Origin of the sequence: Burkholderia sp. KCJ3K979 (genome assembly GCF_016759955.1) — a bacterium.
GTDB classification, from domain to species: domain Bacteria; phylum Pseudomonadota; class Gammaproteobacteria; order Burkholderiales; family Burkholderiaceae; genus Burkholderia; species Burkholderia orbicola.
The window spans coordinates 1-25,594 of sequence record NZ_JACFYV010000023.1 but is presented as its reverse complement, the minus strand read 5'-3'; the positions used below and the strand labels follow the sequence as shown (position 1 = coordinate 25,594).

Sequence of the window (25,594 nt, the reverse complement as noted above, 5' to 3'; positions counted from 1 at the left end):
ATGAACAAGATTCGCAAAGGTGACGAAGTCATCGTCGTCACTGGCAAGGACAAGGGCAAGCGCGGCGTCGTGCTGGCTGTCGGTGCTGAACATGTGACGGTTGAAGGTATCAACCTCGTCAAGAAGCATGTGAAGCCGAACCCGATGAAGGGTACGACGGGCGGCGTGGAAGCGAAGACGATGCCCCTGCATATTTCGAACGTCGCACTGGTCGACGCGAATGGCAAGGCGTCGCGTGTTGGCATCAAGGTCGAGGAAGGCAAGAAGGTTCGCTTCCTGAAGACGACCGGTGCCGTACTGAGCGCCTGACGCAGCGGAGTAAAAAATGGCTCGTTTTCAAGAGTTTTACAAAGAAAAGGTTGTGCCCGGCCTGATCGAGAAGTTCGGTTACAAGTCGGTCATGGAAGTGCCGCGCATCACCAAGATCACGCTGAACATGGGTCTTGGCGAAGCGATCGCTGACAAGAAGATCATCGAGAACGCCGTTGGCGACCTCACGAAGATCGCCGGCCAGAAGCCGGTCGTCACGAAGGCTCGCAAGGCAATCGCAGGCTTCAAGATCCGCCAGGGTTACCCCATCGGCGCGATGGTGACGCTGCGTGGCCAGGCGATGTACGAATTCCTCGACCGTTTCGTGACGGTTGCCCTGCCCCGCGTGCGTGACTTCCGCGGTGTGTCGGGTCGTGCTTTCGATGGCCGTGGCAACTACAACATCGGTGTGAAAGAGCAGATCATTTTCCCCGAAATCGATTACGACAAGATCGACGCACTGCGTGGGCTGAACATCAGCATCACGACGACTGCGAAGACCGACGACGAAGCAAAGGCTCTGCTCGCCAGCTTCAAGTTCCCGTTCAGAAACTGAGGTTACCGTGGCTAAACTGGCACTGATCGAACGTGAAAAGAAGCGCGCCCGCCTGGTCGCGAAGTTCGCAGCAAAGCGCGAAGCGCTGAAAGCGATCGTCGAAGACCAAAGCAAGTCGGAAGAAGAGCGCTACGAAGCACGCCTGGAGCTGCAGCAACTGCCCCGCAACGCAAACCCGACCCGCCAGCGTAACCGCTGCGCGATCACGGGCCGTCCGCGTGGCACGTTCCGTAAATTCGGCCTCGCGCGTAACAAGATTCGTGAAATCGCATTCCGTGGCGAGATTCCTGGCCTGACCAAGGCGAGCTGGTAATAGGAGAAACGTAAATGAGCATGAGTGATCCTATCGCCGATATGCTGACTCGCATCCGCAACGCGCAGATGGTCGAGAAGGTATCGGTCGCGATGCCCTCGTCGAAGGTCAAGGTTGCAATCGCGCAAGTCCTGAAGGACGAAGGCTATATCGACGATTTCGCCGTGAAGGCGGAAGGTGCGAAGTCCGAACTGAATATCGCGCTGAAGTACTACGCAGGTCGCCCGGTCATCGAACGCCTCGAGCGCGTGTCGAAGCCTGGTCTGCGCGTGTACCGCGGCCGTAACGACATTCCGCAGGTCATGAACGGCCTCGGTGTGGCAATCGTGTCGACGCCGAAGGGCGTGATGACCGACCGCAAGGCGCGCGCTACCGGCGTCGGCGGCGAAGTCATCTGCTACGTCGCTTAAAGCCGAGGAGAGAGAAACATGTCTCGAGTAGGTAAGAGCCCGATCGCGCTGCAAGGCGCGGAAGTCAAGCTGGCCGACGGTGCAATCACCGTCAAGGGCCCGCTGGGCACCATCACGCAAGCGATCAATCCGCTCGTGAACGTGGCGAACAACGACGGCACGCTGAATCTGTCGCCGGTCGACGAAAGCCGCGAAGCAAATGCACTGTCGGGCACGATGCGCGCGATCATCGCGAATGCCGTGCACGGCGTGACCAAGGGTTTCGAGCGCAAGCTGACGCTGGTTGGCGTCGGTTACCGTGCGCAAGCGCAAGGCGACAAGCTGAACCTGTCGCTGGGTTTCTCGCACCCGGTGGTGCACCAGATGCCGGAAGGCGTCAAGGCTGAAACCCCGACGCAAACCGAAATCGTGATCAAGGGGATCAACAAGCAACAAGTCGGTCAAGTGGCTGCGGAAGTCCGCGGTTACCGTCCGCCGGAGCCCTACAAGGGCAAGGGCGTGCGTTATGCCGACGAGGTTGTGATCCTCAAAGAAACGAAGAAGAAGTAAGGGTGCGCAATCATGGATAAGACTCAATCTCGCCTGCGCCGCGCTCGCCAGACGCGTATCAAGATCGCTGAGCTGCAGGTCGCGCGTCTCGCCGTGCATCGCACGAACACGCACATCTACGCTCAAGTGTTCTCGCCCTGCGGCACCAAGGTGCTCGCCAGCGCGTCGACGCTCGAGGCAGAAGTGCGCGCAGAACTGGCCGACAAGTCGGGCAAGGGCGGCAACGTCAATGCCGCGACGCTGATCGGCAAGCGTATTGCCGAAAAGGCAAAGGCTGCCGGCATCGAATCCGTCGCCTTCGACCGCTCGGGCTTCCGCTACCACGGCCGCGTCAAGGCGCTGGCTGAGGCAGCTCGCGAAGCTGGGCTCAAGTTCTAAGGAAGGAATTCGTCATGGCAAAGATGCAAGCGAAAGTTCAGGCTGACGAGCGCGACGACGGCCTTCGCGAAAAGATGATTTCGGTCAATCGCGTGACCAAGGTCGTGAAGGGTGGCCGTATTCTCGGCTTCGCCGCACTGACCGTGGTTGGCGATGGTGATGGCCGCATCGGTATGGGCAAGGGCAAGGCGAAGGAAGTGCCGGTCGCTGTCCAGAAGGCAATGGAACAAGCTCGCCGCAACATGTTCAAGGTGCCGCTCAAGAACGGCACGCTGCAGCACGAAGTGCATGGCAAGCATGGCGCATCCGCTGTCCTCCTCGCTCCGGCGAAGGCAGGTACGGGCGTGATCGCCGGCGGCCCGATGCGCGCAGTGTTCGACGTGATGGGCGTTCAGAACGTCGTGGCGAAGAGCCACGGTTCGACGAACCCGTACAACCTCGTTCGCGCCACGCTGGACGGTCTGCGCAAGCAGTCGACCCCGGCAGACATCGCGGCGAAGCGCGGCAAGTCCGTCGAAGATATTTTGGGCTAAGCCCGGGTGGTCACCATGTCTGAAAAAACTGTCAAGGTTCAGCTCGTCAAGAGCCTGATCGGGACCCGCGAATCGCACCGCGCGACCGTGCGTGGCCTGGGCCTGCGCCGACTCAATTCGGTTAGCGAGCTGCAGGACACGCCGGCGGTCCGCGGCATGATCAACAAGGTCTCGTACCTCGTTAAGGTCATCGCGTAAGCGGCCCTACGGATCAAGGAGTTGATATGGAATTGAATAACCTGAAGCCGGCCGCTGGTGCAAAGCACGCCAAGCGTCGCGTCGGTCGTGGCATCGGTTCGGGCCTCGGCAAGACGGCTGGCCGTGGTCACAAGGGTCAGAAATCGCGTTCGGGCGGCTTCCACAAAGTCGGTTTCGAAGGCGGTCAGATGCCGCTGCAACGTCGTCTGCCGAAGCGCGGCTTCACGTCGCTGACGAAGGAATTCGTCGGTGAAGTGCGCCTGAGCGACCTCGAGAAGCTGCCGGTCGACGAGATCGATCTGCTCGCACTGAAGCAAGCCGGCCTGGTCGGCGAGCTGACGAAGAGCGCAAAGATCATCGCGACGGGCGAACTGAAGCGCAAGATCGTCGTGAAGGGTCTCGGTGCCACCAAGGGTGCGCGCGCTGCGATCGAAGCGGCTGGCGGTTCGTTCGCCGAGTGACACGCGTAGCGCGTCGTCACTTGCATTCATCGGAGAAGGTACTTGGCTAACAGCCCGAGTCTTGCAAAACCCGGTCGAAGCACGGCGAAATTCGGCGATCTGCGCCGGCGAGCGATGTTCCTGCTCCTGGCGCTGATCGTCTATCGCATCGGCGCGCACATTCCCGTGCCGGGCATCGATCCGGATCAACTGGCTAAGCTGTTCCAGAGCCAGGCGGGCGGCATCCTGGGCATGTTCAACATGTTCTCGGGTGGCGCGCTGTCCCGCTTCACGATCTTTGCGCTGGGGATCATGCCGTACATCTCGGCGTCGATCATCATGCAGTTGCTGGCGATCGTTTCGCCGCAGCTCGAGGCGCTGAAGAAGGAAGGGCAGGCAGGGCAACGGAAGATCACGCAGTACACGCGGTATTTCACCGTGGTGCTCGCGACCTTCCAGGCATTCGGTATCGCGGCCGCGCTGGAAAACCAGCCGGGCCTCGTCACCGATCCCGGCATGCTGTTCCGTCTGACGACGGTCGTGACGCTGGTGACGGGCACGATGTTCCTGATGTGGCTCGGCGAGCAGATTACCGAGCGTGGTCTGGGCAACGGTATCTCGATCATCATCTTCGGCGGGATCGCAGCAGGGTTCCCGAATGCCGTGGGTGGGTTGTTCGAGCTGGTGCGTACGGGTTCGATGAGCATCATTTCGGCGATCATCATCGTCGTTCTGATCGCCGCGGTGACTTACCTGGTCGTGTTCATCGAACGCGGTCAGCGCAAGATCCTCGTGAACTACGCGAAGCGCCAGGTCGGCAACAAGATCTACGGTGGGCAGTCGTCGCATCTGCCGCTGAAGCTGAACATGTCGGGCGTGATTCCGCCGATCTTTGCATCGTCGATCATTCTGTTCCCGGCAACGATTCTCGGCTGGTTCAGTACCGGTCAGCCGACGGGAAGCTGGATTTCCAATACGTTGCATAACGTTGCGGAAGCGCTGAAGCCGGGCCAGCCGGTCTATGTGCTGCTGTACACGCTGGCAATCGTGTTTTTCTGCTTCTTCTACACCGCACTGGTGTTCAACAGCAGGGAGACCGCGGACAACCTGAAGAAGAGCGGCGCGTTTGTTCCGGGCATTCGTCCGGGCGATCAGACCGCACGATATATCGACCGCATCCTCACGCGTCTGACGCTGGCCGGTGCGATCTACATCGTCTTCGTGTGTCTGCTGCCGGAATTCCTGGTGCTGCGCTGGAACGTGCCGTTTTATTTTGGTGGAACGTCGCTGCTGATCATTGTCGTCGTCACGATGGACTTTATGGCGCAGGTGCAGTCGTACGTTATGTCGCAACAGTATGAGTCGCTGCTCAAGAAGGCTAACTTCAAGGGCGGCAACATCCCGATGCGTTGAAAGGACTATGGCCAAAGACGATGTAATCCAGATGCAGGGTGAGGTGATTGAAAACCTCCCGAATGCGACCTTCCGTGTGAAGCTGGAAAACGGCCATGTCGTGTTGGGGCATATTTCCGGAAAGATGCGGATGCACTACATCCGCATTCTGCCCGGCGACAAGGTGACGGTTGAGTTGACGCCTTACGATCTGTCTCGTGCGCGGATCGTGTTCCGGGCGAAGTGATTTGAAAAAAGGGTATTATCATGAAAGTGATGGCATCGGTTAAGCGCATTTGCCGCAATTGCAAGATCATCAAGCGCAAAGGCGTCGTTCGCGTGATCTGCAGCTCGGATCCGCGCCACAAGCAGCGCCAAGGCTGACCGCGCGTTTGTTTGCGCTTTTTGTTTGAGGAAAAACAATGGCTCGTATCGCAGGGGTTAACATCCCGAATCACCAGCACACCGAGATCGGCCTGACGGCTATCTTTGGTGTCGGCCGCACCCGTTCGCGCAGCATCTGCGTGGCAGCTGGCGTCGATTTTTCGAAGAAGGTCAAGGATCTGACCGACGCAGACCTGGAAAAGCTGCGTGAAGAAGTGGGCAAGTTTGTCGTCGAAGGCGATCTGCGCCGTGAAGTGACGATGAACATCAAGCGCCTGATGGACCTCGGTTGCTACCGTGGCGTCCGTCATCGCAAGGGCCTGCCGATGCGCGGTCAGCGTACGCGTACGAACGCACGTACCCGCAAGGGTCCGCGTCGTGCAGCGCAAGCGCTGAAGAAGTAAGCGGAACTGACAGTTACAGGAAAACGTAATGGCTAAGGCTTCGAACACCGCGGCGCAACGCGTTCGCAAGAAGGTTAAGAAGAACGTCGCTGAAGGCGTGGTTCACGTTCACGCGTCGTTCAACAACACGATCATCACGATCACCGATCGCCAAGGCAACGCTCTGGCATGGGCGACGTCGGGCGGTCAGGGCTTCAAGGGCTCGCGCAAATCGACGCCGTTCGCTGCTCAGGTCGCAGCCGAGTCGGCTGGCCGCGTCGCGATGGAATACGGCGTGAAGAATCTGGAAGTGCGGATCAAGGGCCCGGGCCCGGGCCGTGAGTCGGCAGTGCGCGCACTGCACGGCCTCGGCATCAAGATCACCGCGATTTCGGACGTCACCCCGATTCCGCACAACGGCTGCCGCCCGCCGAAGCGTCGTCGTATCTAAGGATGTGCTGGCACGTTCGTGCTAGCGCATTGCCTGTCGCCGCTCAGCGTCGACGGGCGTTGCTTTTTTGATTGACTAAGCCCACCGTTCGCCCCAAAGGGAGCGGACTAGCGCGGATTTCGATCCGCGTGACTGATTGATAAAGGAATGCAAAGTGGCACGTTATATCGGCCCCAAAGCCAAGCTGTCCCGCCGTGAAGGCACCGACCTGTTCCTGAAGAGCGCACGCCGTTCGCTCGCCGACAAGTGCAAGCTCGACAGCAAGCCGGGTCAGCACGGCCGTACCTCGGGCGCACGTACGTCCGACTACGGTACGCAGCTGCGCGAAAAGCAGAAGGTCAAGCGTATCTACGGCGTGCTGGAGCGTCAGTTCCGTCGCTACTTCGCTGAAGCCGATCGTCGCAAGGGCAACACGGGTGAAAACCTGCTGCAACTGCTCGAGTCGCGCCTCGACAACGTCGTGTATCGCATGGGCTTCGGCTCGACCCGCGCTGAAGCGCGTCAGCTGGTGAGCCACAAGTCGATCACCGTGAACGGCGTCGTCGCAAACGTCCCGTCGCAGCAAGTGAAGGCGGGTGACGTCGTCGCGATCCGCGAAAAGGCGAAGAAGCAGGCGCGTATCGTCGAAGCGCTGTCGCTGGCCGAGCAAGGCGGCATGCCGAGCTGGGTTGCAGTCGATGCGAAGAAGTTCGAAGGCACGTTCAAGCAAATGCCGGAACGCGCTGAAATCGCAGGCGACATCAACGAAAGCCTGATCGTCGAATTGTATTCGCGTTAATCCGATTGACGGCCGAGGTACCCCGATTGCGTTGCGCAAGGAGGGGCCTCGGCTGTTTATTTTCTGGTTGTTACCGGTCAGCCTTATCGGTGTAACGAGCCGAGGGTATTGAAAAGGAAAGCCCATGCAAACCAGTTTGCTGAAACCCAAGATCATCGCCGTGGAATCGCTGGGCGAGAACCACGCGAGGGTGGTCATGGAACCGTTCGAACGCGGTTACGGCCACACCTTGGGCAATGCGCTTCGCCGCGTGCTGCTGTCGTCGATGGTGGGCTACGCGCCGACCGAAGTCACGATCGCAGGCGTGGTGCACGAGTACTCGACGCTGGATGGCGTGCAGGAAGACGTCGTCAACCTGCTGCTGAACCTGAAGGGCGTGGTGTTCAAGCTGCATAACCGTGACGAAGTGACGGTTACGCTGCGCAAGGAAGGCGAAGGTGTCGTGACCGCCGGCGATATCGAGCTGGCTCACGATTGCGAAGTCATCAATCCGAATCACGTGATTGCGCACCTGTCGAAGGGCGGCAAGCTCGACGTTCAGATCAAGATCGAAAAGGGTCGCGGCTATGTGCCCGGCAACGTCCGTCGCTATGGCGAAGACACGGCCAAGATCATCGGCCGCATCGTCCTCGACGCATCGTTCTCGCCGGTTCGCCGCGTGAGCTATGCGGTCGAAAGCGCACGGGTCGAGCAGCGTACCGACCTCGACAAGCTCGTGATGAACATCGAGACGAGCGGCGTGATCACGCCGGAAGAAGCGATCCGCCAGTCGGCCCGCATCCTGGTCGACCAGCTGTCCGTGTTCGCGGCGCTGGAAGGCACGGAAACGGCAGCCGAAGCGCCGTCGCGTGCACCGCAGATCGATCCGATCCTGCTGCGTCCGGTGGACGATCTCGAGCTGACGGTTCGTTCGGCGAACTGCCTGAAGGCCGAGAACATCTACTACATCGGCGATCTGATCCAGCGCACGGAAAACGAGCTGCTGAAGACGCCGAACCTCGGTCGCAAGTCGCTCAACGAGATCAAGGAAGTGCTCGCTTCGCGCGGTCTCACGCTGGGCATGAAGCTCGAGAACTGGCCGCCGGCTGGTCTCGACAAGTAAGCCCGGTTGTAGCCTGGCTATAGCTGTAGTTGGCAAAGATGCGGATTTTCCTTTAAAATCCGCATCTTGCTTTTTTTCGTTACCGGCCCGTGCACCCTCCGAGGTGCGATAGAAGAGCTGGACCAAAACTTTGAATCAAGGAAACTGAAATGCGCCATCGTCATGGTCTGCGGAAACTGAACCGCACGAGCAGCCACCGTCTGGCTATGCTCCGTAACATGTCTAACTCGCTGATCGAGCACGAAGTCATCAAGACGACGCTGCCGAAGGCGAAGGAACTCCGTAAGGTCGTCGAGCCGCTGATCACGCTCGGCAAGAAGCCGTCGCTGGCAAACCGTCGCCTGGCGTTCAACCGCCTGCGCGATCGTGACTCGGTGGCGAAGCTGTTCGACGTGCTCGGTCCGCGTTTCGCGAACCGTCCGGGCGGCTACCTGCGCGTGCTGAAGTTCGGCTTCCGCGTGGGCGACAACGCACCGATGGCACTGGTCGAACTGCTCGATCGTCCGGAAGTCGACGAAACGGAAAACGTGCAAGAAGCTGAGTAAGCTTCCGGTACGCAGCAGTATCTGAAAGGGGCCGAGCAATTGCTTGGCCCTTTTTGTTTTTGAGATGCCGGCTGCGATCGATTGTCGCAGGCCGGTACCGGCAGCGTTGCGCGGGCTGCGCTACGATACGGGGCAACCGGTGCGGTCCTTGAACGTGTAACCGGCGCCGGCAGAAGCCGGCAGACTCGTTAGGAGGGCGCGGATGATAGTGGTGCTGATGCTGACGACGGTACCCGATGCGGCGACGGCTGCGGCGCTCGCCGACGGCGCGCTCGGTGGGCGGCTGGCCGCGTGCGTGTCCGAGCTCGGCACGATCAAGTCGCGCTATCACTGGCAGGGCAAGGTCGAAACGGCCGACGAGATCCAGTTGCTGTTCAAGACGAGCCCGGTCCGGGCACTCGAACTGGAGCGGTTCATTCTCGCGCATCATCCTTACGAGACGCCCGAAATCGTCTCGTGGCAGACGACGGCATCCGCCGCGTATGGCCAGTGGGTGACCAGCGAAACTCAACGTCTATTTCATGTTTAACGGTATGGCGCTTTCGGTGCGCGTGCGCGCGCTGCGGTTTCTTGCGGTCCTGTTGTCGTTCGTGCTCGTGCTGGGCGGATTGTCCGCCGCGCGCGCGGCCGACGATTTCCTCGATCCGTCGGTTGCATTCAAGTTCAGCGCGAGCGAATCGCCGGGACAGGTGGACGTCCGCTTCAAGATCGCCAACGGCTATTACATGTATCGAGAGCGGTTCGCGTTCGCGGTGAAGAGCGGTCAGGCCACGCTCGGCGAGCCGCAATACCCGGCCGGCCACGTGAAGTTCGACCAGACGTTCCAGAAGAACGTCGAGACCTATCGCGATGAAGTCGTCGTTCACGTGCCGGTAAAGCAGGCGGCCGGGCCGTTCGAGCTCGCGGTGACGTCGCAAGGGTGTGCGGACGAAGGGATCTGCTATCCACCGGCCGAGCACGTGATGAAGGTCGATGGCGCAGCGCTCGGCGCCGCCGCGTCGTCTGGTGACACGGCTGCCGCGGGTAGCTGGTTCGACAAGGTCACGAGCGCCGATTTCGCGCAGTCGCTGCTCGAAGGCCACGGCTTCTTCACGATCGTCGCGCTCTATTTCGTCGCGGGTGTCGTGCTGAGCCTGCTGCCGTGTTCATACCCGATGATTCCGATCGTGTCCGCGATCATCATCGGCCAGGGCACGCGCGTGACGCATGCGCGCGGCTTCGCGCTGTCGCTGACCTACGTGGTCGGCATGGCGCTGGTCTACACGGTACTCGGGATCGCCGCCGCGCTGGTCGGCCAGAGCCTCGGCGCATGGTTGCAGAACCCATGGGTGCTTGGCGCGTTCGCCGTGCTGCTGACCGCGTTTGCGGTGTCGCTGATCTCGGGCAAGGACATCGCCCTGCCGGAGCGCTGGCAGAACGGCGCGGCCGAGGCATCGAGCGCGCGCCAGGGCGGCCACTTCGCCGCGGTCGCGGCGATGGGCGCGTTGTCGGCGCTGGTCGTCGGCGCGTGCATGACGGCGCCGCTGTTCGCCGTGCTCGCTTTCATCGCGCACACCGGCAATGCGTTGCTCGGCGGCGCGGCGCTGTTCGCGATGGGGCTGGGGCTCGGCGTGCCGCTGCTGGTCGTCGGCGTCGGGGCCGGGACGGTGCTGCCGCGCGCAGGTGCGTGGATGGACGGCGTCAAGGTGTTCTTCGGCATCGTGCTGCTCGCGGCCGCGTTGTGGATCGTCTGGCCGGTGCTGGCGGGCGCGCTGAAGATGGTGCTCGCGGCGTTGTGGCTGCTGATCGCGGCCGCGGCGCTCGGGCTGTTCACGCCGAATACCGGTGCCACGTCGATCTGGCGGCGCCTGGGCCGCGGCGTGGGCGCCGCGCTCGCGATCTGGGCCGCGACGCTGCTCGTCGGCTTGGCTGCGGGCTCGACCGATCCCGTCAAGCCGCTGGCCGTGCTGGCGGCGCGTACGGTAGCGTCCGGCGGCGCGGCGACGGCCGGCGCGGCTGCCGCGCAGGACGGTCCCGCGTTCGCATCGGTGCGCTCGAGCGGCGAACTCGACGCGCTGCTGAAGACGTCGGGCCAGCCCGTGATGCTCGACTTCTACGCCGATTGGTGCGTGAGCTGCAAGGAGATGGAGCATCTGACGTTCACCGACGCGCGCGTGCAGGCGCGGCTCGCGAAGCTTCACCTGGTGCGCGCGGACGTCACCGCGAACAACCCGGACGATCAGGCGCTGCTCAAACGCTTCAACCTGTTCGGGCCGCCGGGCATCATCTTCTTCGATCGCAACGGCAACGAGATCGGCCGCGTGGTCGGCTATCAGGCGGCCGACACGTTCCTGCGCAGCCTCGATCGGGCGGCCGTGCCGACGGTATGACGGTAGCCGCCGGGGGGCGAATTGGCGAACGGAAGATTCGGGCCGGCTGACAGTCTCGATCGACGGTAAACAAAAAACGGCGGAACACCGAGGTGTCCCGCCGTTTTTGCAGGTGCGTGCCGATGCGCGATCAGCGCTGCGCTTTCAGCAGACGCGCGGCATCGAGCGCGAAGTACGTGAGCACGCCGTCGGCGCCTGCCCGCTTGAACGCGAGCAGCGATTCGAGCACGACCTTGTCGTGGTCGAGCCAGCCGTTCATCGCGGCCGCCTTCAGCATCGCGTATTCGCCGCTCACCTGGTACACGTAGGTCGGGAAGCGGAACTCGTCCTTCACGCGGCGCACGATGTCGAGATACGGCATGCCGGGCTTGACCATCACCATGTCGGCGCCTTCGTCGATGTCGAGACGCACTTCACGCAGCGCTTCGTCGCTGTTCGCCGGATCCATCTGGTAGGTCATCTTGTTGCCCTTGCCCAGATTGGATGCCGAACCGACCGCATCGCGGAACGGGCCGTAGAACGCCGACGCGAACTTCGCCGAATAGGCCATGATCCGCGTATGGATATGACCGTCGCTTTCCAGCATCTCGCGGATCGCGCCGATGCGCCCGTCCATCATGTCCGACGGCGCGACGATGTCGACGCCGGCTTCGGCCTGCGCACGCGCCTGTTCGATCAGGATTTCGATCGTATCGTCGTTGATCACGTAGCCGTTCTCGTCGAGCACGCCGTCCTGGCCGTGGCTCGTGTACGGATCGAGCGCGACGTCGGTCAGCACGCCGAGTTCGGGGAAGCGCTTTTTCAGCTCACGCACGGCGCGCGGAATCAGGCCTTCCGGATTGGCCGCCTCGCGGCCGTCGGGCGTTTTCACCGACGGATCGATGGCCGGGAACAGCGACAGCACGGGCACGCCCAGTTCGACGCACTGCTCGGCGACGTGCATCAGCAGGTCGACCGACACACGCTCGACGCCGGGCATCGACGGGACGGGCTGGCGCTCGTTGGTGCCTTCGACGACGAACACCGGGTAGATCAGGTCGTCGGTGGTCAGGCGGTTTTCGCGCATCAGGCGGCGGGAGAAGTCGTCGCGGCGCATCCGGCGCGGACGATGAAGCGGATGGAAGCTCATGGCGATTTGGCAGAAATCAGGGCAAGAAGACCTTACGGAACCCTTAGGTCATTTTCGAGATCGTTGGTATATGATAGCGATCGAGCGGCACGCGTTGCGTGCAGCTCCCCGCTTCTCCTCCCTGAGCGGGTGCCTGTCGTTTTTCGATTAGGCTGTTTGACCCGCCGTTCAACGGCGGGTTTTTTTATGAGCCGGCCGAATCCGCAGGTGCCGTCAGGTGCGCACAGCCGATCCCAGCCGCGCGTTGCCCGCTCATTGTGCTACAGGCTCGCTTTTTTCGTCGGCGACGGACGGCCGCAGCCAGCTCTCGATCAGTTCATGGGCCTCGTCGAGCCCCGTACGCTTCAGCGCCGAGAACAGCTGGACCGTCAGCTTGCCCTTCACGCCCTGGTCGCGATACGCGTCGAGCCCCTTCTGCGTGTTGCGCAGCGCATTGATGCTTTCCTGGCGCGTCAATTTGTCGCACTTCGTCAGCAGCGTGTGGATCGGCTTGCCGGTCGGCGCGAACCACTCGATCATCCGTCGATCGAGATCGGTCAGCGGACGGCGCGAATCCATCATCAGGATCAGGCCGCAGAGCTGCGAGCGCGTCGCGAGATAGGACGACAGCAGCATTTCCCAGTGGGCCTTGGCGGCGCCGGGCACTTCCGCGTAGCCGTAGCCGGGCAGGTCGACGAGGTTCGCGACGGGCTCGGCGGCCGGGCCGACGGAGAAGTAGTTGATATGCTGCGTGCGGCCGGGCGTCTTCGACGCGAAGGCCAGCCGCTTCTGGTTGCACAGCACGTTGATCGCCGTCGACTTGCCGGCATTCGAGCGGCCCGCGAACGCGATTTCCGGCTGAACCGTCGGCGGCAGGTCGCGCAGATGGTTGACGGTCGTGTAGAAGCGGGCTTGATGGAGCAGAAAGGCCATGGGAACCGGAAGGACGGGCGGCGCGAGCCGCTTGGTGGAGGCGGGGTAGCCCCGATAGGCGCGGGGGCTTTCAGCACGATATTGTACAATACGGCGGTTTTACCGAAGGCCACCGGGCGCCTGCCTCGCGCTTTTATGTGGCTTCTGCGGTAGACTGAACGCCGTCGTTTTTTGCAGAACCTCAAATTCCCACAAGACGAAACAGGGTGTGCGAATGAATCGACTGTGCAAGTCTCTGATGGTGCTTCAGGTTGCAGCAGGGTTCGTAGGTTTCGTAGCGGAGGCAAATGCGGCAGATGCGGCCAAGCCGGATCTGGACCGCGGCAAGGCGATTGCCGGGCAGGTCTGCGCGTCGTGTCACGGCGCCGACGGCAACAGCGCGTCGGGCAGTTTCCCGAAGCTCGCCGGCCAGCATCCCGAATATCTGGTCAAGCAGTTGAACGACTTCAAGACGCAGCCGGGCGCGAAGGGGCCGGTGCGTAACAACGCGGTGATGGTCGGATTCGCGAGCGCGTTGAGCGCGGACGACATGCGCAACGTCGCCGCGTACTACGGGTCGCAGACGACGAAGCTCGGTACCGCTCGCGATGCGGCGACCGTGCCGGTCGGCCAGAAGATCTATCGCGGCGGCATCGCGGAGAAGGGTGTACCTGCCTGCGCGAGCTGCCACGGGCCGACGGGGCAGGGTATCCCGGTCCAGTATCCGCGTTTGTCGGGGCAATGGGCCGATTACACGGTCGCGCAGTTGACCGCGTTCCAGCAGGGTGCCGGCGCGCGCAACAACAACGAGGCGATGCATCAGATCGCGTCGCGGCTGTCGGATACCGAGATCAAGGCCGTCGCGGATTACATCGCGGGCCTGCGTTGAGCGGTCAGCCGCGAACGGAATGACCGGGCGCCCGAAGGGCGGCCGGAGTCAGAACAAGGTCAGAACAAGAAAAGGGTGGGGCGCCGCGTCGTCGCGGTTGCCTCGCCCTTCTTTTTTGTCGGCACGCGCCGGGCCGAGCCGGGATGGCGCGGCTTGCGGGCGATTGGGGGGCTGCGCCTCCCGAGCCGAACATAGTTGAGCGTGGGGGCTGTTTCCCCTTAGTCGGAGTTTGAATGAGCGTTACCACGTCGGGGTTGCAGTCGAAGTCGGGGCAGGGTGCGTCGAAACGTGCGGTCGAGCTGCTGAGCTCGATGCGTTTCGCGATCGCGTTGCTGGTGGTGTTGTCGATCGCGAGCATCATCGGCACGGTCCTGACCCAGGACGATCCGTATCCGAACTACGTGAACCAGTTCGGGCCGTTCTGGGCGGACATCTTCCGCTCGCTCAGCCTGTACACCGTGTACAGCGCGTGGTGGTTCATGCTGATCCTGATCTTCCTCGTCGTGTCGATCTCGCTGTGCGTGATCCGCAACGCGCCGAAGATGCTCGCCGATGCGAAGAGCTGGAAGGACAAGGTCCGCGAAGGCAGCCTGCGCGCATTCCACCACAAGGCCGAGTACACGGCATCCGGCACGCGCGCGAGCGTCGCGGCGACGCTCGCCAGTTTCGTCACGAAGGCCGGCTACAAGCACGTCGTGCGTGAAACCGACGGCGCGACGCTGATTTCCGCGAAGCGCGGCGCGATGACCAAGTGGGGCTACATCTCCGCGCACCTCGCGATCGTCGTGATCTGTATCGGCGGCCTGCTCGACAGCAACCTGCCGATCAAATTCCAGATGTGGATATTCGGCAAGAGCCCGGTCAACACGAGCGCGACGATCAGCGAGATTTCGCCCGACCATCGCCTGTCCGCGTCGAACCCGACGTTCCGCGGCTATGCGTGGGTGCCGGAGGGCCAGTTCGTGTCGACCGCGATCCTGAACCAGCCGAGCGGCTCGCTGATCCAGGATCTGCCGTTCTCGATCCAGCTCGACAAGTTCATCGTCGATTACTACACGACGGGCATGCCGAAGCTGTTCGCGAGCGACATCGTCGTGATCGATCGCGAGACCGGCCGGAAGATCCCGGCACGGGTCGAGGTCAACAAGCCGTTCACGTACAAGGGCGTGTCGATCTACCAGTCGAGCTTCCAGGACGGCGGCTCGCAGATGCAGATGACGGCCTATCCGATGACCGGCAGCCAGGCGGCGACCGTCCCGGTGAAGGGCACGATCGGCAGCTCGGCCCCGCTGCAGGTCCCGGGCGCCGACGGCGACACGATCGAGTTCTCCGACTTCCGTGCGATCAACGTCGAGAACATGGCCGACGCGAAAGGCAAGCCGGACGTACGCGGCGTCGCGACGACCAGCTCGCTGAAGGAAGTGTTCGACGAGCGGCTCGGCTCGGGCGCGAAGACGTCGAAGCCGACGCAGCTCCACAACATTGGCCCGTCGGTGCAATACAAGATTCGCGGCAAGGACGGCCAGGCGCGCGAATTCAACAACTACATGCTGCCTGTCGACATGAATGGCGAGCGCGTGTTCCTCGCTGGCGTGCGCGCGAGCCCGAACGATCCGTTCCGCTACATGCGGATCCCGGCCGACAGCCAGGATTCGATCGGCGAATGGATGCGCCTGCGGGCCGCGCTCGAGGACCCGGCGGTGCGTACCGAAGCCGCCGCGCGCTTCGCGCAGCGCTCGCTGCCGGGCGACGCGTCGCTGCGCGGCCGTCTGCAGGACAGCGCGTCGAAGGTGCTGACCCTCTTTGCGGCGAGCGACGACAGCATCGGCCGCGGGGCGGACGGCCAGCCGGTCGGCGGCTTCCAGGCGGTGGCGACCTTCATCGACCGCTCGGTGCCGAAGGGCGAGCAGGAGAAGGCTGCGAGCCTGCTGTTGCGAATGCTCGAGGGCTCGATGTGGGAGGTTTGGCAGATTGCGCGCGAGCGTGCCGGCGAGCCGGCCGCGCAGCAGGGCACCGACACGATCCGCTTCGTGCAGAACGCGATCAACGCGCTATCCGACAGCTTCTTGTATGGATCGCCGGTCTATTTGCAGCTTGACTCGTTCAAGCAGGTGCAAGCTTCGGTATTTCAGTTGACGCGCGCACCCGGCAAGAATCTGGTGTATCTTGGCAGCCTGCTGCTGGTCGCCGGCATCTTCTCGATGTTCTACGTGCGCGAGCGGCGACTCTGGTTCTGGCTGAAGGACGCCGGTTCGGGCGTCGATGTGGTGATGGCAATGTCCACGGCCCGCAAGACCTTCGATTTCGAGAAAGAATTCGTGCAGACGCGCGACGCGGCCGGCGCCGCCTTGCGCGCCGCACCTCGCGACGCCGCGCCCGCCGGTGCGGCTTCGACGGCCCGCCCGCCTGCCGGCGGCGGTTCCGATTCCGAGAATTCCACCCGGTAACATCATGGATCTCACGCAAGTTTCCTCTTCCCGTACGGCGTCGGCTCCGGCGCCGGCATCGTCGCCGTTGTTCGACGAGCGGCCATTCCTCGCACGCCTGTCGCTGTTCGACTGGCTGTTCGCCCTGGCGCTGGTGGCGGGCGCGGGCTATGCGCTCGTGCACTACAACGCGCACATGGATTACTACGACAAGGCGGTGATGATCGGCACCGTGCCGGCGCTCGTCGCGCTCGGCTGGCGCTGGAAGCCGGCGCGGCTGATGATGGCGTCGATCGCCGTGCTGTCGCTGCTGTCGATCCAGATCTACCAGGGCGATCTCGCCCGCGCCGATTCGGCGTTCTTCCTCAAGTACTTCCTGTCGAGCCAGTCGGCGATCCTGTGGATGAGCGCGTTGTTCGTGCTCGCGACGATCTTCTACTGGATCGGCCTGCTCGCGCGCTCCGAAACGGGTGCCGCGATCGGCCAGAAGCTCACGTGGGTTGCCGTGCTGATGGGCTTCACGGGGCTGATGGTGCGCTGGTACGAGTCCTACCTGATCGGTGCGGACGTCGGGCATATCCCCGTGTCGAACCTCTATGAAGTGTTCGTCCTGTTCAGCCTGATCACCGCGCTGCTTTATCTGTATTACGAAGGCCACTACGGCACGCGTTCGCTCGGCGCGTTCGTGTTGCTGGTCATCAGCGCGGCGGTCGGCTTCCTGATGTGGTACTCGGTCGCGCGCGATGCGCAGCAGATCCAGCCGCTCGTGCCGGCGCTGCAAAGCTGGTGGATGAAGATCCACGTGCCGGCGAACTTCATCGGCTACGGCAGCTTCGCGCTGTCGGCGATGGTGTCGGTCGCGTACCTGATGAAGGAACGGGGCATCCTCGCCGATCGCCTGCCGACGCTGGAAGTGCTCGACGACGTGATGTACAAGTCGATCGCGGTCGGTTTCGCGTTCTTCACGATCGCGACGATCCTCGGCGCGCTGTGGGCGGCCGAAGCGTGGGGCGGCTACTGGAGCTGGGACCCGAAGGAAACCTGGGCGCTGATCGTGTGGCTGAACTACGCGGCGTGGCTGCACATGCGGCTGATGAAGGGCCTGCGCGGCGCGGTGGCCGCATGGTGGGCACTCACGGGCCTGCTGGTCACGACGTTCGCGTTCCTCGGCGTCAACATGTTCCTGTCCGGGCTGCACAGCTACGGCAAACTGTAAGATTTCCGTTGCTCGTCCGACTATCAGACCGCCGGTGCACTGCGTGCCCGGCGGTTTTGTTTTGTAACGGGCGGGCGAACCGGGCGTCGAACGACGCGTGACGGGCCGGGTCGAACGCTGATGAAGCATGCGCGCCGCGCATGCGGGAGGAGCTGCACGATGTGGATCAAACGCCCTTTGCGTAACGTACTGACCGGCGCGGATATCGCGTCGAGCGAGATCACGCCGCGCGCGGTATTCGAGAACCGGCGGCGCGTGTTGCAGGCCGCCGGCCTCGCGGCCGCGGGCGGCCTGTTCGGCACCAGCGGCGCGGCGCTCGCCGCGTATGCATCGCCCGACTCGCGAGCGGCGAAGCTCGCGGCAAAGACCAATCCGAAATTCGTCGCCATCGACAAGGTGACGCCGTTCAAGGACATCACGTCCTACAACAACTTCTACGAATTCGGCACCGACAAGAGCGACCCGGCGCAGAACGCCGGCACGCTGCGGCCGCGCCCGTGGCGAGTGAGCGTCGAGGGCGAGGTGCAGCACCCGAAGGTGTTCGATCTCGACGAGCTGCTGAAGCTTGCGCCGCTCGAGGAGCGCGTGTACCGGCTGCGCTGCGTCGAGGGTTGGTCGATGGTGATCCCGTGGATCGGCGTGCCGCTGTCCGAGTTGATCAAGCGCGTGCAGCCGACCGGCAACGCGAAATACGTGCAGTTCATCACGCTGGCCGATCCGTCGCAGATGCCCGGCCTGTCGACGCCGGTGCTCGACTGGCCGTATTCGGAAGGGCTGCGGATGGACGAGGCGATGAATCCGCTGACGCTGCTGACGATGGGCGTCTACGGGCAGGTGCTGCCGAACCAGAATGGCGCGCCGGTGCGGATCGTCGTGCCGTGGAAGTACGGCTTCAAGAGTGCGAAGTCGCTCGTGAAGATCCGCTTCGTCGACAAGCAGCCGAAGACGAGCTGGAACACGTATGCGGCGAACGAGTACGGCTTTTACTCGAACGTGAACCCGAACGTCGATCATCCGCGCTGGAGCCAGGCCACCGAGCGGCGCATCGGCGAGGACGGCTTCTTCACGCCCAAGCGCAAGACGCTGATGTTCAACGGCTACGGCGATCTGGTCGCATCGATGTATCAGGGCATGGACCTGAAGAAGGATTTCTGAGCGTGACCGTGAGAAACGACATGCCGCCTTCGACGCTCACGCCTGCGCGCGCCGCAAGCGCCGGGCCGGCCGCACGAGGGGCGCGCGCGGGTGGGAGCCGGCCCGCCGCGCCGCGCTGGCTCGCACCGGCCAAGGTGCTGGTGTTCGCGGCCGGCCTCTATCCGCTCGCGCGCCTCGTGCTGTTCGGGCTGACCGACCGGCTCGGCGCGAACCCGATCGAGTTCATCACGCGCTCGACGGGCCTATGGACGCTCGTCCTGCTGTGCGTCACGCTTGCCGTCACGCCGGTCAGGCGCATGACGGGTTTCGCGCCGCTGTTGCGCTTTCGCCGGATGATCGGGTTGTTCGCGTTCTTTTACGCGACGCTGCATTTCACGACCTATCTGTGGTTCGACAAGTGGTTCGACGTCGTCGCGATCCTGAAGGACGTCGGCAAGCGCCCGTTCATCACGGTCGGCTTCGCGGCGTTCGTGCTGCTGATCCCGCTTGCCGCGACGTCGCCGCGCGCGATGGTGCGCAGGCTCGGCCGCCACTGGGCGACGCTGCACAGCGCCATCTATGCGATCGCGCTATTCGGCGTGCTGCACTTCTGGTGGATGCGCGCCGGCAAGCACAATCTCGCGCAGCCGAAGCTCTACGCGGCGATCGTCGCCGTGCTGCTCGGCTGGCGGCTGGTTGCGTGGGGATGGCGGCGCGTGCGCGCGTGACGGCGCGGCCTGGAAAGATATCCTGAAAAAACAAAAGGCGATGACCGGGAAGTCATCGCCTCGTTGCGCGCGCCGCGCGGGCGGCCTCGCGTCGTTACTTCGTGGCGGCCGGGCCCGAGGCCGGAGCGGGCAGGGTCGAGGCACTGCTCGACAGCTCGGGCGACAGCATGAGCGGTGAGCCGGACGTATCGGGCGTCTCGTCGGACGACGCGTTTTCGTCGGTCGGTTTCACATCCGACGGCGGCGTGTTCTGCGGCTGGATCGGCTTGGGCATCGGGGGCACGGTGGGCAGATAGAGCGCGCCGCTTTGACCGCAGCCGGCAAGAATCGCCAAAGCCGCTACAATCGCGCTCATCCGGAAAACGACTCGCATGATCGTCCCTGAACAATTTAACCGATAGAGTTTAGCATGTCCGATACTGAATACCTGGCCCGTGCCGAGGCCGTGCTGGCGGCCGTCGAGCGTACCGTGGACGTCGCGAACGACGGCGATCACGACATCGATCTGGAGCGCAACGGCAGCGTGCTGACGCTGACGTTCGAGAACGGCTCGAAGATCATCGTCAACCTGCAGCCGCCGATGAAGGAAGTGTGGATCGCCGCGAAGGCCGGCGGCTTCCACTACCGTTTCATCGACGGCGAATGGCGCGATACGCGCACCGGTACCGAGTTCTTCTCGGCGCTCACCGAGTACGCGACCCAGCAGGCTGGCCTGCCGATCACGTTCGGCGCGTGACGGCCGGGGCGCGGCGCTCCGCGCGTCGTGCCCAAAGAAAAAGCGCCCCGCGGGGCGCTTTTTTCATGGCCGGGCCGGGCGTCAGTGGCCGCGGAACAGGTTCATGATGTCCTGCTTTTCCTGCTCGTCGACGTGCGGCACGGCCTCGTCGACGTTCTGCGCGGCCGGCGCCTGCGGCACGCCGACCGTCGACACGAAGCCGTGCCCCGGCGTGAACTCGGTGAAGTACAGTTCGCCGCCGAGCGATTCGACACCGTCCGGCACCGTCGGCTTGAACTCGGGCACGCCCTTCAGCGCCGCACCCATGTACTCGATCCAGACCGGCAGCGACAGGCCGCCGCCGGTTTCGCGATCGCCGAGGCTGCGCGGATTGTCGTAGCCGATCCACGCGATCGCGGCGAGCGTGTGCTGGTAGCCGGCGAACCACGCGTCGTGCGAGTCGTTCGTCGTGCCGGTCTTGCCCGCGAGGTCGGTGCGCTTGAGCACGTTGGTCCGTGCGCCCGTGCCGCGCTGGGCGACGCTCTGCAGCAGGCTGTTCATCACGTAGGCGTTGCGTGCGTCGATCGCGCGCGGCGCGTTCTGCTCCGCGACGAGCGGCTGCGCGCGCGCGACGATCGCGCCGTTCGGATCGGTGACCTCGGCGATCAGGTACGGATTGACGCGATAGCCGCCGTTCGCGAATACCGAGTACGCGCCGGCCATCTGCAGCGGCGTGACCTGGCCGGCGCCGAGCGCCATCGGCAGGTAGGCCGGATGGCGATCGGCGTCGAAGCCGAAGCGCGTGATGTATTGCTGCGCGTATTTCGTGCCGATGTTGTTGAGAATCCGGATCGACACGAGGTTGCGCGAGCGCTGCAGCGCGGTGCGCATCGACATCGGGCCCTCGAAGCCGCCGCCGTAGTTCTTCGGCTCCCACGGCTGGCCGCCCGTTTCCGCGGCGCTGAAATACAGCGGGCCGTCGTTGATCACGGTCGCCGGCCCGAGGCCCTTGTCGAGCGACGCCGAGTAGATGAACGGCTTGAACGACGAACCCGGTTGCCGCCACGCCTGCGTGACGTGGTTGAACTTGTTCTTGTTGTAGTCGAAGCCGCCGACGAGCGAGCGGATCGCCCCGTCCTGCGGGACGATCGACAGGAACGCGCCTTCGACCTGCGGCAACTGCGTGATCGACCATTTGCCGGCGTCGTTCTTCACGACGCGGACGATCGCTCCGGGGCGGATGCGGCGGTTCGGCTGCGCGTTGGTCGACAGCGCGCCCGACGCGAAGCGCAGGTTGTCGCCCTCGATCGTCGCCGTGCTGCCGTCGATGAACGCCACCGTGATCTGGCGCGGGCTCGCGGCCGTCACGACCGCGGCGATCAGCTCGCCGTTGTCGGGATGTTCGAGCAGCGCGTCGTCGATCGCCTGTTCGCGATCGTCGGCGCCGGCCGGCAGCTCGATGAAGCCTTCCGGCCCGCGATAGCCGTGGCGGCGCTCGTAATCCATGATGCCCTTGCGCAGCGCGGTGTACGCGACTTGCTGGTCCGCGGAATCGATCGTCGTGACGACGTTGAAGCCGCGCGTGTAGGTTTCCTCGCGATACTGCGCGTACATCATCTGTCTGACCATTTCCGCGACGTACTCGGCGTGCACGCTGAAATCGCGGCCCGGCCCCTTGACGACGAGCGGCTGCGCGGCGGCTTCGTCGTACTGTTCGCGCGTGATGAAGTTCAGCTCGAGCATCCGCTGCAGGATGTATTCCTGGCGCACCTTCGCGCGCTTCGGGTTGACGACCGGGTTATACGCAGAGGGCGCCTTCGGCAGCCCCGCGAGCATCGCGGCTTCCGCGAGCGTGATGTCCTTCAGGTCCTTGCCGAAATAGACCCGCGCGGCGCTCGCGAAGCCGTACGCGCGCTGGCCGAGATAGATCTGATTCATGTAGACCTCGAGAATCTGATCCTTCGTCAGCGCGCGCTCGATCCGGTACGCGAGCAGCATCTCGTAGATCTTGCGCGTGTAGGTCTTCTCGCTCGACAGGAAGAAGTTGCGCGCGACCTGCATCGTGATCGTGCTCGCGCCCTGCGACGCGTGGCCGTTCGTCAGCGCGACGAAGCCGGCGCGGATGATGCCGGTGAGGTCGACGCCGCCGTGATCGTAGAAGCGCGCATCCTCGATCGCGAGAATCGCCTTCTTCAGCGAGTCGGGCACGTCCTTGAAATGGACGACGTCGCGGCGCTCCTCGCCGAATTCGCCGATCAGCACGTGATCGGACGTATAGATGCGCAGCGGCACCTTCGGGCGGTAGTCGGTCAGCGCGTCGAGCGACGGCATGTTCGGCCAGGCCACGACGAGCGCGTAGCCGAGCACGAGGCCGCCGGCCACGACGAGGGCCACGCACATCGCGGCGAAGCCGAGCAGGACTTTTTGCCACCAGGGCCGCTTCTTCGGCTCCGGGGCGGGAGGCGGGGACGTAGGAGTCGTGGATTGCATAGGCATACCGGAAAACAGTCCCGCGATTATAGCTGCCCGGTAAGACCGGTCCTGACGCGGGGGCCGCCCGTCGGAAAGCCGCGGTCGGCGTGCCGTCAGCATAAGTCCGTGCGCGGCCGCCGCGAGCAGATGCTGGCCGTCTGGCCGACTGTCGGCCGCACGCATCGCTTTGCAGAATCAGGTCTCGGAAACGCGGCGTGGGCCGCGACGATCTCGGGAGGCTGGGATGGCAGGACGATGGGTAGCGCGGTTTGCACAGGGCAGGCACCGGTCGACGGGAATCGACGTCGGTGCGCACGAGGTGAGGGTGGCCGTGGTGAGCCGGCGCGGCAAGTGCACGAATGTGCGCGTCGAGGGGCTCGAGCGGGAGCCGGTCGGGTTGGCGGGCGGGCCGGAAGACGCGCGTTGGGCAGCCGTCGCGCGGTCGCTGGCGGCCGCCGTGTCGCGGCTATCGGCGTCCGATGTGCAGTGCGACGTGCGCGGCGTGATGGCGCTGCACGATGACGAGATGCGTACCGCGACGCTCGATCTGGCCGGGCGCGGCGACATCCCGGACGCCGCGCGGCAAGCGGCCGAACGCATTTCGGGGCTGGCGCCGGATAGTCTGGCGTTCGACTGGCGGCATTACGGCGGCGTGCGGTCCGGCGAGATCGCGGTGGCGGTGGCGCCGCTGGCGCTGCTCGAACGGCGGATCGACGTGGCCGCCCAGGCCGGTATCGACCTGACGGTGATCGACGGCGAGTCGGTTGCCGTGCTGCGCGCGCTGCGCTATGCCGCGCAGTTCGAACTCGACGCGCAGGGTGCCTACGCCGTGCTGTGGTTCTGTGACGCGGGCGTGCGCGGCTGGCGCATCGAGGGCCGGTCGGCTGTCCCGGTGCTCACGCTGTCCGGCCCGTTGCCGGAAGCGCTTCCCGATGCATTGCGCCGGCGCGTGCTCGGAGCCGTGGGTTGCGTATTCGTCGCCGGGGACGAGCGATGTATCGCCCGCTTCGACACGTCCGTCGCCGAGATTGGCGATGTGCTCGGCACGGCGGTGGTGCCGTTCGACTGCACGGGGTGGGACGGCCAGCCGTGCGCGCGCGCCGGCATGCCGGGCGGCCCGGCGTTTGCCGTCGCATTCGGGCTGGCGTTGCGCGGGGTGTGGGAATGATGGCCGGTCACGTGGCGGCGAGCGGGGCCGCGGCGGTTGCGCCCGGGCAGGCGGTACTCGGCGACTTCAACCTGCTGCCGTACCGCGAACGATTGGCGCAGGCGTTGCGGCGTCGCCGGGCCGCGCAGTGCGGTGTCGCGGTCCTGCTCGGCGTGCTCGGCGCCGGGCTGTGGACGGGCGCTGCCGGGTTGTCGCGGTGGCGGGTGGACGCCGAGCGGGCCAGCGTGGAGACGCGGCTGCGGCAGTTGCAGCCCCAGGTGGCGGCTGCGACACGCGCCGCCAATGTCGCAGCCGCCGTCGCGCAGCGCGACGCGCAGGCGGCTGCGCTGGCCGCACCCTACCGGCGCGTGGCAGGGTTGCTCGAGACCCTCACGCAGGTGCGCGCCGATCATATCCGGCTCGACGCGCTGCGCATGACGTCGACCGGCGCCGTGCTCGATGCACGTGCCGCGAGTTACCGGGCGGCTGCGCGGTGGCTCGCCGCGATGGCGCGCGAGCAGCGCGACTGGCGGATCGATATAGAGACGTTGAAGCCTGCCTCGGACGCGCCGGCTGCCCCGGCCGGGAGCCCGTTCCGGTTCTCGGTGCAGTTGCGCTGGCACGACGCGATGTCGTCGCGGAAGGTGTCGGGAGGTGGCGCATGACCGCGCTCGTGCATCGGCCGGCGCTGCGCGGAGGCGCCGGGTCGGGCGGCCTGCCGCGGGTGTCGCCGGCGGCCGTGCATGCCATGGGGTGTGTACTGGCATTCTCCGCCGTGCTGGCCGGCGGCATTCATCTGGCGAATGCGGCCGACTGGAGCGGGCTGGCCCATAGTCGCGCGTTGCTCGCCGCAGCGCAGACGCGCGCGGCCGACGCGCAACGCGTGCTTGCTGCTGCGGGACGACGACGCGACGGACATCGTGCGTCGACGCGCGACGATCATTCGCCGCATGCGCCGGAATGGGCGGCACTGATGCTGGAACTGGCCGATCTCGCCGCGTCGAGCGGGCTGCGCGGGGTATCGATCGAGCCGCAGCGCGCCGATGGTGCGGAATCGGACGGCCGGCGCACCGTGCACATCGCCGCGGATGGCGATTTTCGCGCGCTGCTGCACATGGTTGGCGGGCTCGCGCGCTTCCCGGTGCTGGCGGTACCGACGGCGCTGCGTATCGAGCGTGGCATGGCGGCGGCGCGGGTGGACATGTCCGTCGACGTGTTTCCGGCGCTACCGGCGACAACGGCCGCGGCGGACAACACGCTGGTTCGCGCGGCGGTGCTCGACACCGATCCGTTCGGCGAGGCTGGCCCGGCCGAAGCGGCGGGGCACGCGGCGCGCCTTGCCGGCACGATTCGCGACGCGCGCGCTGGTCTCGCGTTGTTCGACGACGGCGAGGGCGCGTTCACCGCCGTTGCGCCTGGCGACCTGCTCGGGGCCGCGCGCGTGGTGCGCGTCGAGCGCGCGGCCGTGACGCTTGCGACGGCGGACGGAGCGCAGCGGCTCGTCCTGGACGACGGAGGCCGGCCATGACGAAACACGGCTGTTGGCTATTTGCCATCTGGGCCGGGGTGACGGCGGCCGACGCCGGCGCGTCGTTGCCGCCGCTGCCCGCGGTCTGGCCCGCCGGGGCGACGGATGTGTCGGTGCCGGGCTTGCCGCAGCCGCTGCGCGTGGCCGACGGCGTGGACGGTGCGGTAGCGCAGGACGCCGGCCCGCCGCCATTCGATCAGGCGGCGCGCACGGCACTGCCGACGGAAAC

Annotated in this window: 32 protein-coding genes and 1 pseudogene; 29 read left to right on the top strand and 4 right to left on the bottom strand. The window is 64.6% G+C overall.

Annotated features, from left to right (window positions below):
* The 19 genes from rplX to dsbD all read left to right on the top strand — a co-directional run bounded on the left by rplX (position 1) and on the right by dsbD (position 11,090).
* On the top strand, positions 1–309 hold the full coding sequence (rplX, locus tag H3O04_RS08330; RefSeq protein ID WP_006477187.1) for a 50S ribosomal protein L24: 309 nt from the start codon (positions 1–3) through the stop codon (positions 307–309).
* Positions 310–325: 16 nt separating this feature from the next.
* Positions 326–865 carry a 50S ribosomal protein L5 gene (gene rplE, locus H3O04_RS08325; protein WP_006477186.1) on the top strand — a complete coding sequence of 180 codons (540 nt, stop codon included), beginning with the start codon at positions 326–328 and terminating at the stop codon, positions 863–865.
* A gap of 7 nt (positions 866–872) precedes the next feature.
* Complete coding sequence (rpsN, locus tag H3O04_RS08320) at positions 873–1,178, top strand: 30S ribosomal protein S14 (RefSeq protein ID WP_006482884.1); 306 nt, start codon at positions 873–875, stop codon at positions 1,176–1,178.
* A 14-nt stretch (positions 1,179–1,192) separates the two neighbouring features.
* Positions 1,193–1,588, top strand: coding sequence for a 30S ribosomal protein S8 (rpsH, locus tag H3O04_RS08315; RefSeq protein WP_006477185.1), 396 nt, complete (start codon positions 1,193–1,195; stop codon positions 1,586–1,588).
* An 18-nt stretch (positions 1,589–1,606) separates the two neighbouring features.
* The gene (gene rplF, locus H3O04_RS08310) at positions 1,607–2,137 is read left to right on the top strand and encodes a 50S ribosomal protein L6 (RefSeq protein WP_006477184.1); all 531 of its coding nucleotides are present in this window, start codon (positions 1,607–1,609) and stop codon (positions 2,135–2,137) included.
* A gap of 12 nt (positions 2,138–2,149) precedes the next feature.
* Positions 2,150–2,515, top strand: coding sequence for a 50S ribosomal protein L18 (rplR, locus tag H3O04_RS08305; RefSeq protein WP_006477183.1), 366 nt, complete (start codon positions 2,150–2,152; stop codon positions 2,513–2,515).
* A gap of 14 nt (positions 2,516–2,529) precedes the next feature.
* Complete coding sequence (rpsE, locus tag H3O04_RS08300; RefSeq protein ID WP_006752931.1) at positions 2,530–3,048, top strand: 30S ribosomal protein S5; 519 nt, start codon at positions 2,530–2,532, stop codon at positions 3,046–3,048.
* A 15-nt stretch (positions 3,049–3,063) separates the two neighbouring features.
* Positions 3,064–3,246, top strand: a complete 183-nt coding sequence (rpmD, locus tag H3O04_RS08295; RefSeq protein ID WP_006400644.1) for a 50S ribosomal protein L30 — start codon at positions 3,064–3,066, stop codon at positions 3,244–3,246.
* Between the two features lie 26 nt (positions 3,247–3,272).
* Positions 3,273–3,707, top strand: a complete 435-nt coding sequence (gene rplO, locus H3O04_RS08290) for a 50S ribosomal protein L15 (protein ID WP_006477180.1) — start codon at positions 3,273–3,275, stop codon at positions 3,705–3,707.
* A 42-nt stretch (positions 3,708–3,749) separates the two neighbouring features.
* Positions 3,750–5,099, top strand: coding sequence for a preprotein translocase subunit SecY (gene secY, locus H3O04_RS08285; RefSeq protein ID WP_006482915.1), 1,350 nt, complete (start codon positions 3,750–3,752; stop codon positions 5,097–5,099).
* 7 nt (positions 5,100–5,106) lie between these two features.
* The gene (infA, locus tag H3O04_RS08280) at positions 5,107–5,325 is read left to right on the top strand and encodes a translation initiation factor IF-1 (protein WP_004521905.1); all 219 of its coding nucleotides are present in this window, start codon (positions 5,107–5,109) and stop codon (positions 5,323–5,325) included.
* 20 nt (positions 5,326–5,345) lie between these two features.
* The gene (gene rpmJ, locus H3O04_RS08275) at positions 5,346–5,462 is read left to right on the top strand and encodes a 50S ribosomal protein L36 (RefSeq protein ID WP_004199844.1); all 117 of its coding nucleotides are present in this window, start codon (positions 5,346–5,348) and stop codon (positions 5,460–5,462) included.
* Between the two features lie 38 nt (positions 5,463–5,500).
* The gene (rpsM, locus tag H3O04_RS08270) at positions 5,501–5,866 is read left to right on the top strand and encodes a 30S ribosomal protein S13 (protein ID WP_006477178.1); all 366 of its coding nucleotides are present in this window, start codon (positions 5,501–5,503) and stop codon (positions 5,864–5,866) included.
* Between the two features lie 28 nt (positions 5,867–5,894).
* Positions 5,895–6,296, top strand: a complete 402-nt coding sequence (gene rpsK, locus H3O04_RS08265; RefSeq protein ID WP_004197937.1) for a 30S ribosomal protein S11 — start codon at positions 5,895–5,897, stop codon at positions 6,294–6,296.
* 154 nt (positions 6,297–6,450) lie between these two features.
* On the top strand, positions 6,451–7,074 hold the full coding sequence (gene rpsD, locus H3O04_RS08260) for a 30S ribosomal protein S4 (RefSeq protein ID WP_006477177.1): 624 nt from the start codon (positions 6,451–6,453) through the stop codon (positions 7,072–7,074).
* Between the two features lie 124 nt (positions 7,075–7,198).
* Positions 7,199–8,176: a DNA-directed RNA polymerase subunit alpha gene (locus H3O04_RS08255; protein ID WP_006477176.1), complete on the top strand. Its 978-nt coding sequence runs from the start codon at positions 7,199–7,201 to the stop codon at positions 8,174–8,176.
* Positions 8,177–8,325: 149 nt separating this feature from the next.
* Complete coding sequence (rplQ, locus tag H3O04_RS08250) at positions 8,326–8,721, top strand: 50S ribosomal protein L17 (protein WP_006477175.1); 396 nt, start codon at positions 8,326–8,328, stop codon at positions 8,719–8,721.
* Between the two features lie 202 nt (positions 8,722–8,923).
* Complete coding sequence (gene cutA, locus H3O04_RS08245; protein ID WP_124678424.1) at positions 8,924–9,250, top strand: divalent-cation tolerance protein CutA; 327 nt, start codon at positions 8,924–8,926, stop codon at positions 9,248–9,250.
* Positions 9,243–11,090 (top strand): protein-disulfide reductase DsbD, encoded by a 1,848-nt coding sequence (dsbD, locus tag H3O04_RS08240; protein WP_202587495.1) that lies wholly within the window; start codon positions 9,243–9,245, stop codon positions 11,088–11,090. Before cutA ends, dsbD begins: the two co-directional genes overlap by 8 nt.
* Before the next feature lie 130 nt (positions 11,091–11,220).
* On the opposite strand, the gene hemB is transcribed toward dsbD, so the two are convergent.
* Both hemB and yihA read right to left on the bottom strand, forming a co-directional pair.
* The gene (gene hemB, locus H3O04_RS08235) at positions 11,221–12,219 is read right to left on the bottom strand and encodes a porphobilinogen synthase (protein ID WP_041491940.1); all 999 of its coding nucleotides are present in this window, start codon (positions 12,217–12,219) and stop codon (positions 11,221–11,223) included.
* 252 nt (positions 12,220–12,471) lie between these two features.
* A complete protein-coding gene (gene yihA, locus H3O04_RS08230; RefSeq protein WP_006477171.1) occupies positions 12,472–13,131 on the bottom strand; it encodes a ribosome biogenesis GTP-binding protein YihA/YsxC in 660 nt (219 codons plus the stop codon).
* A 214-nt stretch (positions 13,132–13,345) separates the two neighbouring features.
* Here yihA and H3O04_RS08225 point away from each other — a divergent pair, with 214 nt between their 5' ends.
* From H3O04_RS08225 to msrQ, 5 genes are all read left to right on the top strand, one after another.
* Positions 13,346–13,999, top strand: coding sequence for a c-type cytochrome (locus H3O04_RS08225; RefSeq protein ID WP_011546640.1), 654 nt, complete (start codon positions 13,346–13,348; stop codon positions 13,997–13,999).
* A gap of 233 nt (positions 14,000–14,232) precedes the next feature.
* Positions 14,233–16,446, top strand: a complete 2,214-nt coding sequence (locus H3O04_RS08220) for a cytochrome c biogenesis protein ResB (protein WP_006477169.1) — start codon at positions 14,233–14,235, stop codon at positions 16,444–16,446.
* Between the two features lie 4 nt (positions 16,447–16,450).
* Complete coding sequence (ccsB, locus tag H3O04_RS08215; protein ID WP_124478371.1) at positions 16,451–17,641, top strand: c-type cytochrome biogenesis protein CcsB; 1,191 nt, start codon at positions 16,451–16,453, stop codon at positions 17,639–17,641.
* 159 nt (positions 17,642–17,800) lie between these two features.
* Positions 17,801–18,796: a protein-methionine-sulfoxide reductase catalytic subunit MsrP gene (gene msrP, locus H3O04_RS08210; protein ID WP_202587494.1), complete on the top strand. Its 996-nt coding sequence runs from the start codon at positions 17,801–17,803 to the stop codon at positions 18,794–18,796.
* Between the two features lie 20 nt (positions 18,797–18,816).
* A complete protein-coding gene (gene msrQ, locus H3O04_RS08205) occupies positions 18,817–19,503 on the top strand; it encodes a protein-methionine-sulfoxide reductase heme-binding subunit MsrQ (RefSeq protein ID WP_202587499.1) in 687 nt (228 codons plus the stop codon).
* Between the two features lie 94 nt (positions 19,504–19,597).
* Here the strand turns inward: msrQ and lptM are convergent, their stop codons facing one another.
* A complete protein-coding gene (gene lptM, locus H3O04_RS08200) occupies positions 19,598–19,876 on the bottom strand; it encodes an LPS translocon maturation chaperone LptM (RefSeq protein ID WP_011546635.1) in 279 nt (92 codons plus the stop codon).
* Between the two features lie 36 nt (positions 19,877–19,912).
* Between lptM and cyaY the strand changes: the two genes are divergently transcribed.
* On the top strand, positions 19,913–20,239 hold the full coding sequence (gene cyaY, locus H3O04_RS08195) for an iron donor protein CyaY (RefSeq protein WP_006477165.1): 327 nt from the start codon (positions 19,913–19,915) through the stop codon (positions 20,237–20,239).
* Positions 20,240–20,320: 81 nt separating this feature from the next.
* Here cyaY and H3O04_RS08190 read toward each other — a convergent pair whose 3' ends face one another.
* Entirely contained in the window at positions 20,321–22,708 is a 2,388-nt protein-coding gene (locus H3O04_RS08190; protein ID WP_085962274.1) for a penicillin-binding protein 1A, read from the bottom strand.
* A gap of 226 nt (positions 22,709–22,934) precedes the next feature.
* On the opposite strand from H3O04_RS08190, the gene H3O04_RS08185 reads away from it, so the two are divergent.
* From H3O04_RS08185 to H3O04_RS08170, 4 genes and pseudogenes are all read left to right on the top strand, one after another.
* Complete coding sequence (locus H3O04_RS08185) at positions 22,935–23,858, top strand: competence protein ComA (protein WP_202587497.1); 924 nt, start codon at positions 22,935–22,937, stop codon at positions 23,856–23,858.
* Positions 23,858–24,502, top strand: a complete 645-nt coding sequence (locus H3O04_RS08180; protein WP_202587498.1) for a fimbrial protein — start codon at positions 23,858–23,860, stop codon at positions 24,500–24,502. The genes H3O04_RS08185 and H3O04_RS08180 overlap by 1 nt, the downstream gene beginning before the upstream one ends.
* On the top strand, positions 24,499–25,365 hold the full coding sequence (locus H3O04_RS08175; protein WP_202587493.1) for a pilus assembly protein: 867 nt from the start codon (positions 24,499–24,501) through the stop codon (positions 25,363–25,365). Before H3O04_RS08180 ends, H3O04_RS08175 begins: the two co-directional genes overlap by 4 nt.
* Positions 25,362–25,594: pseudogene (locus H3O04_RS08170) on the top strand (type IV pilus secretin PilQ); the annotation flags it as partial. The gene H3O04_RS08175 and the pseudogene H3O04_RS08170, both read left to right, overlap by 4 nt.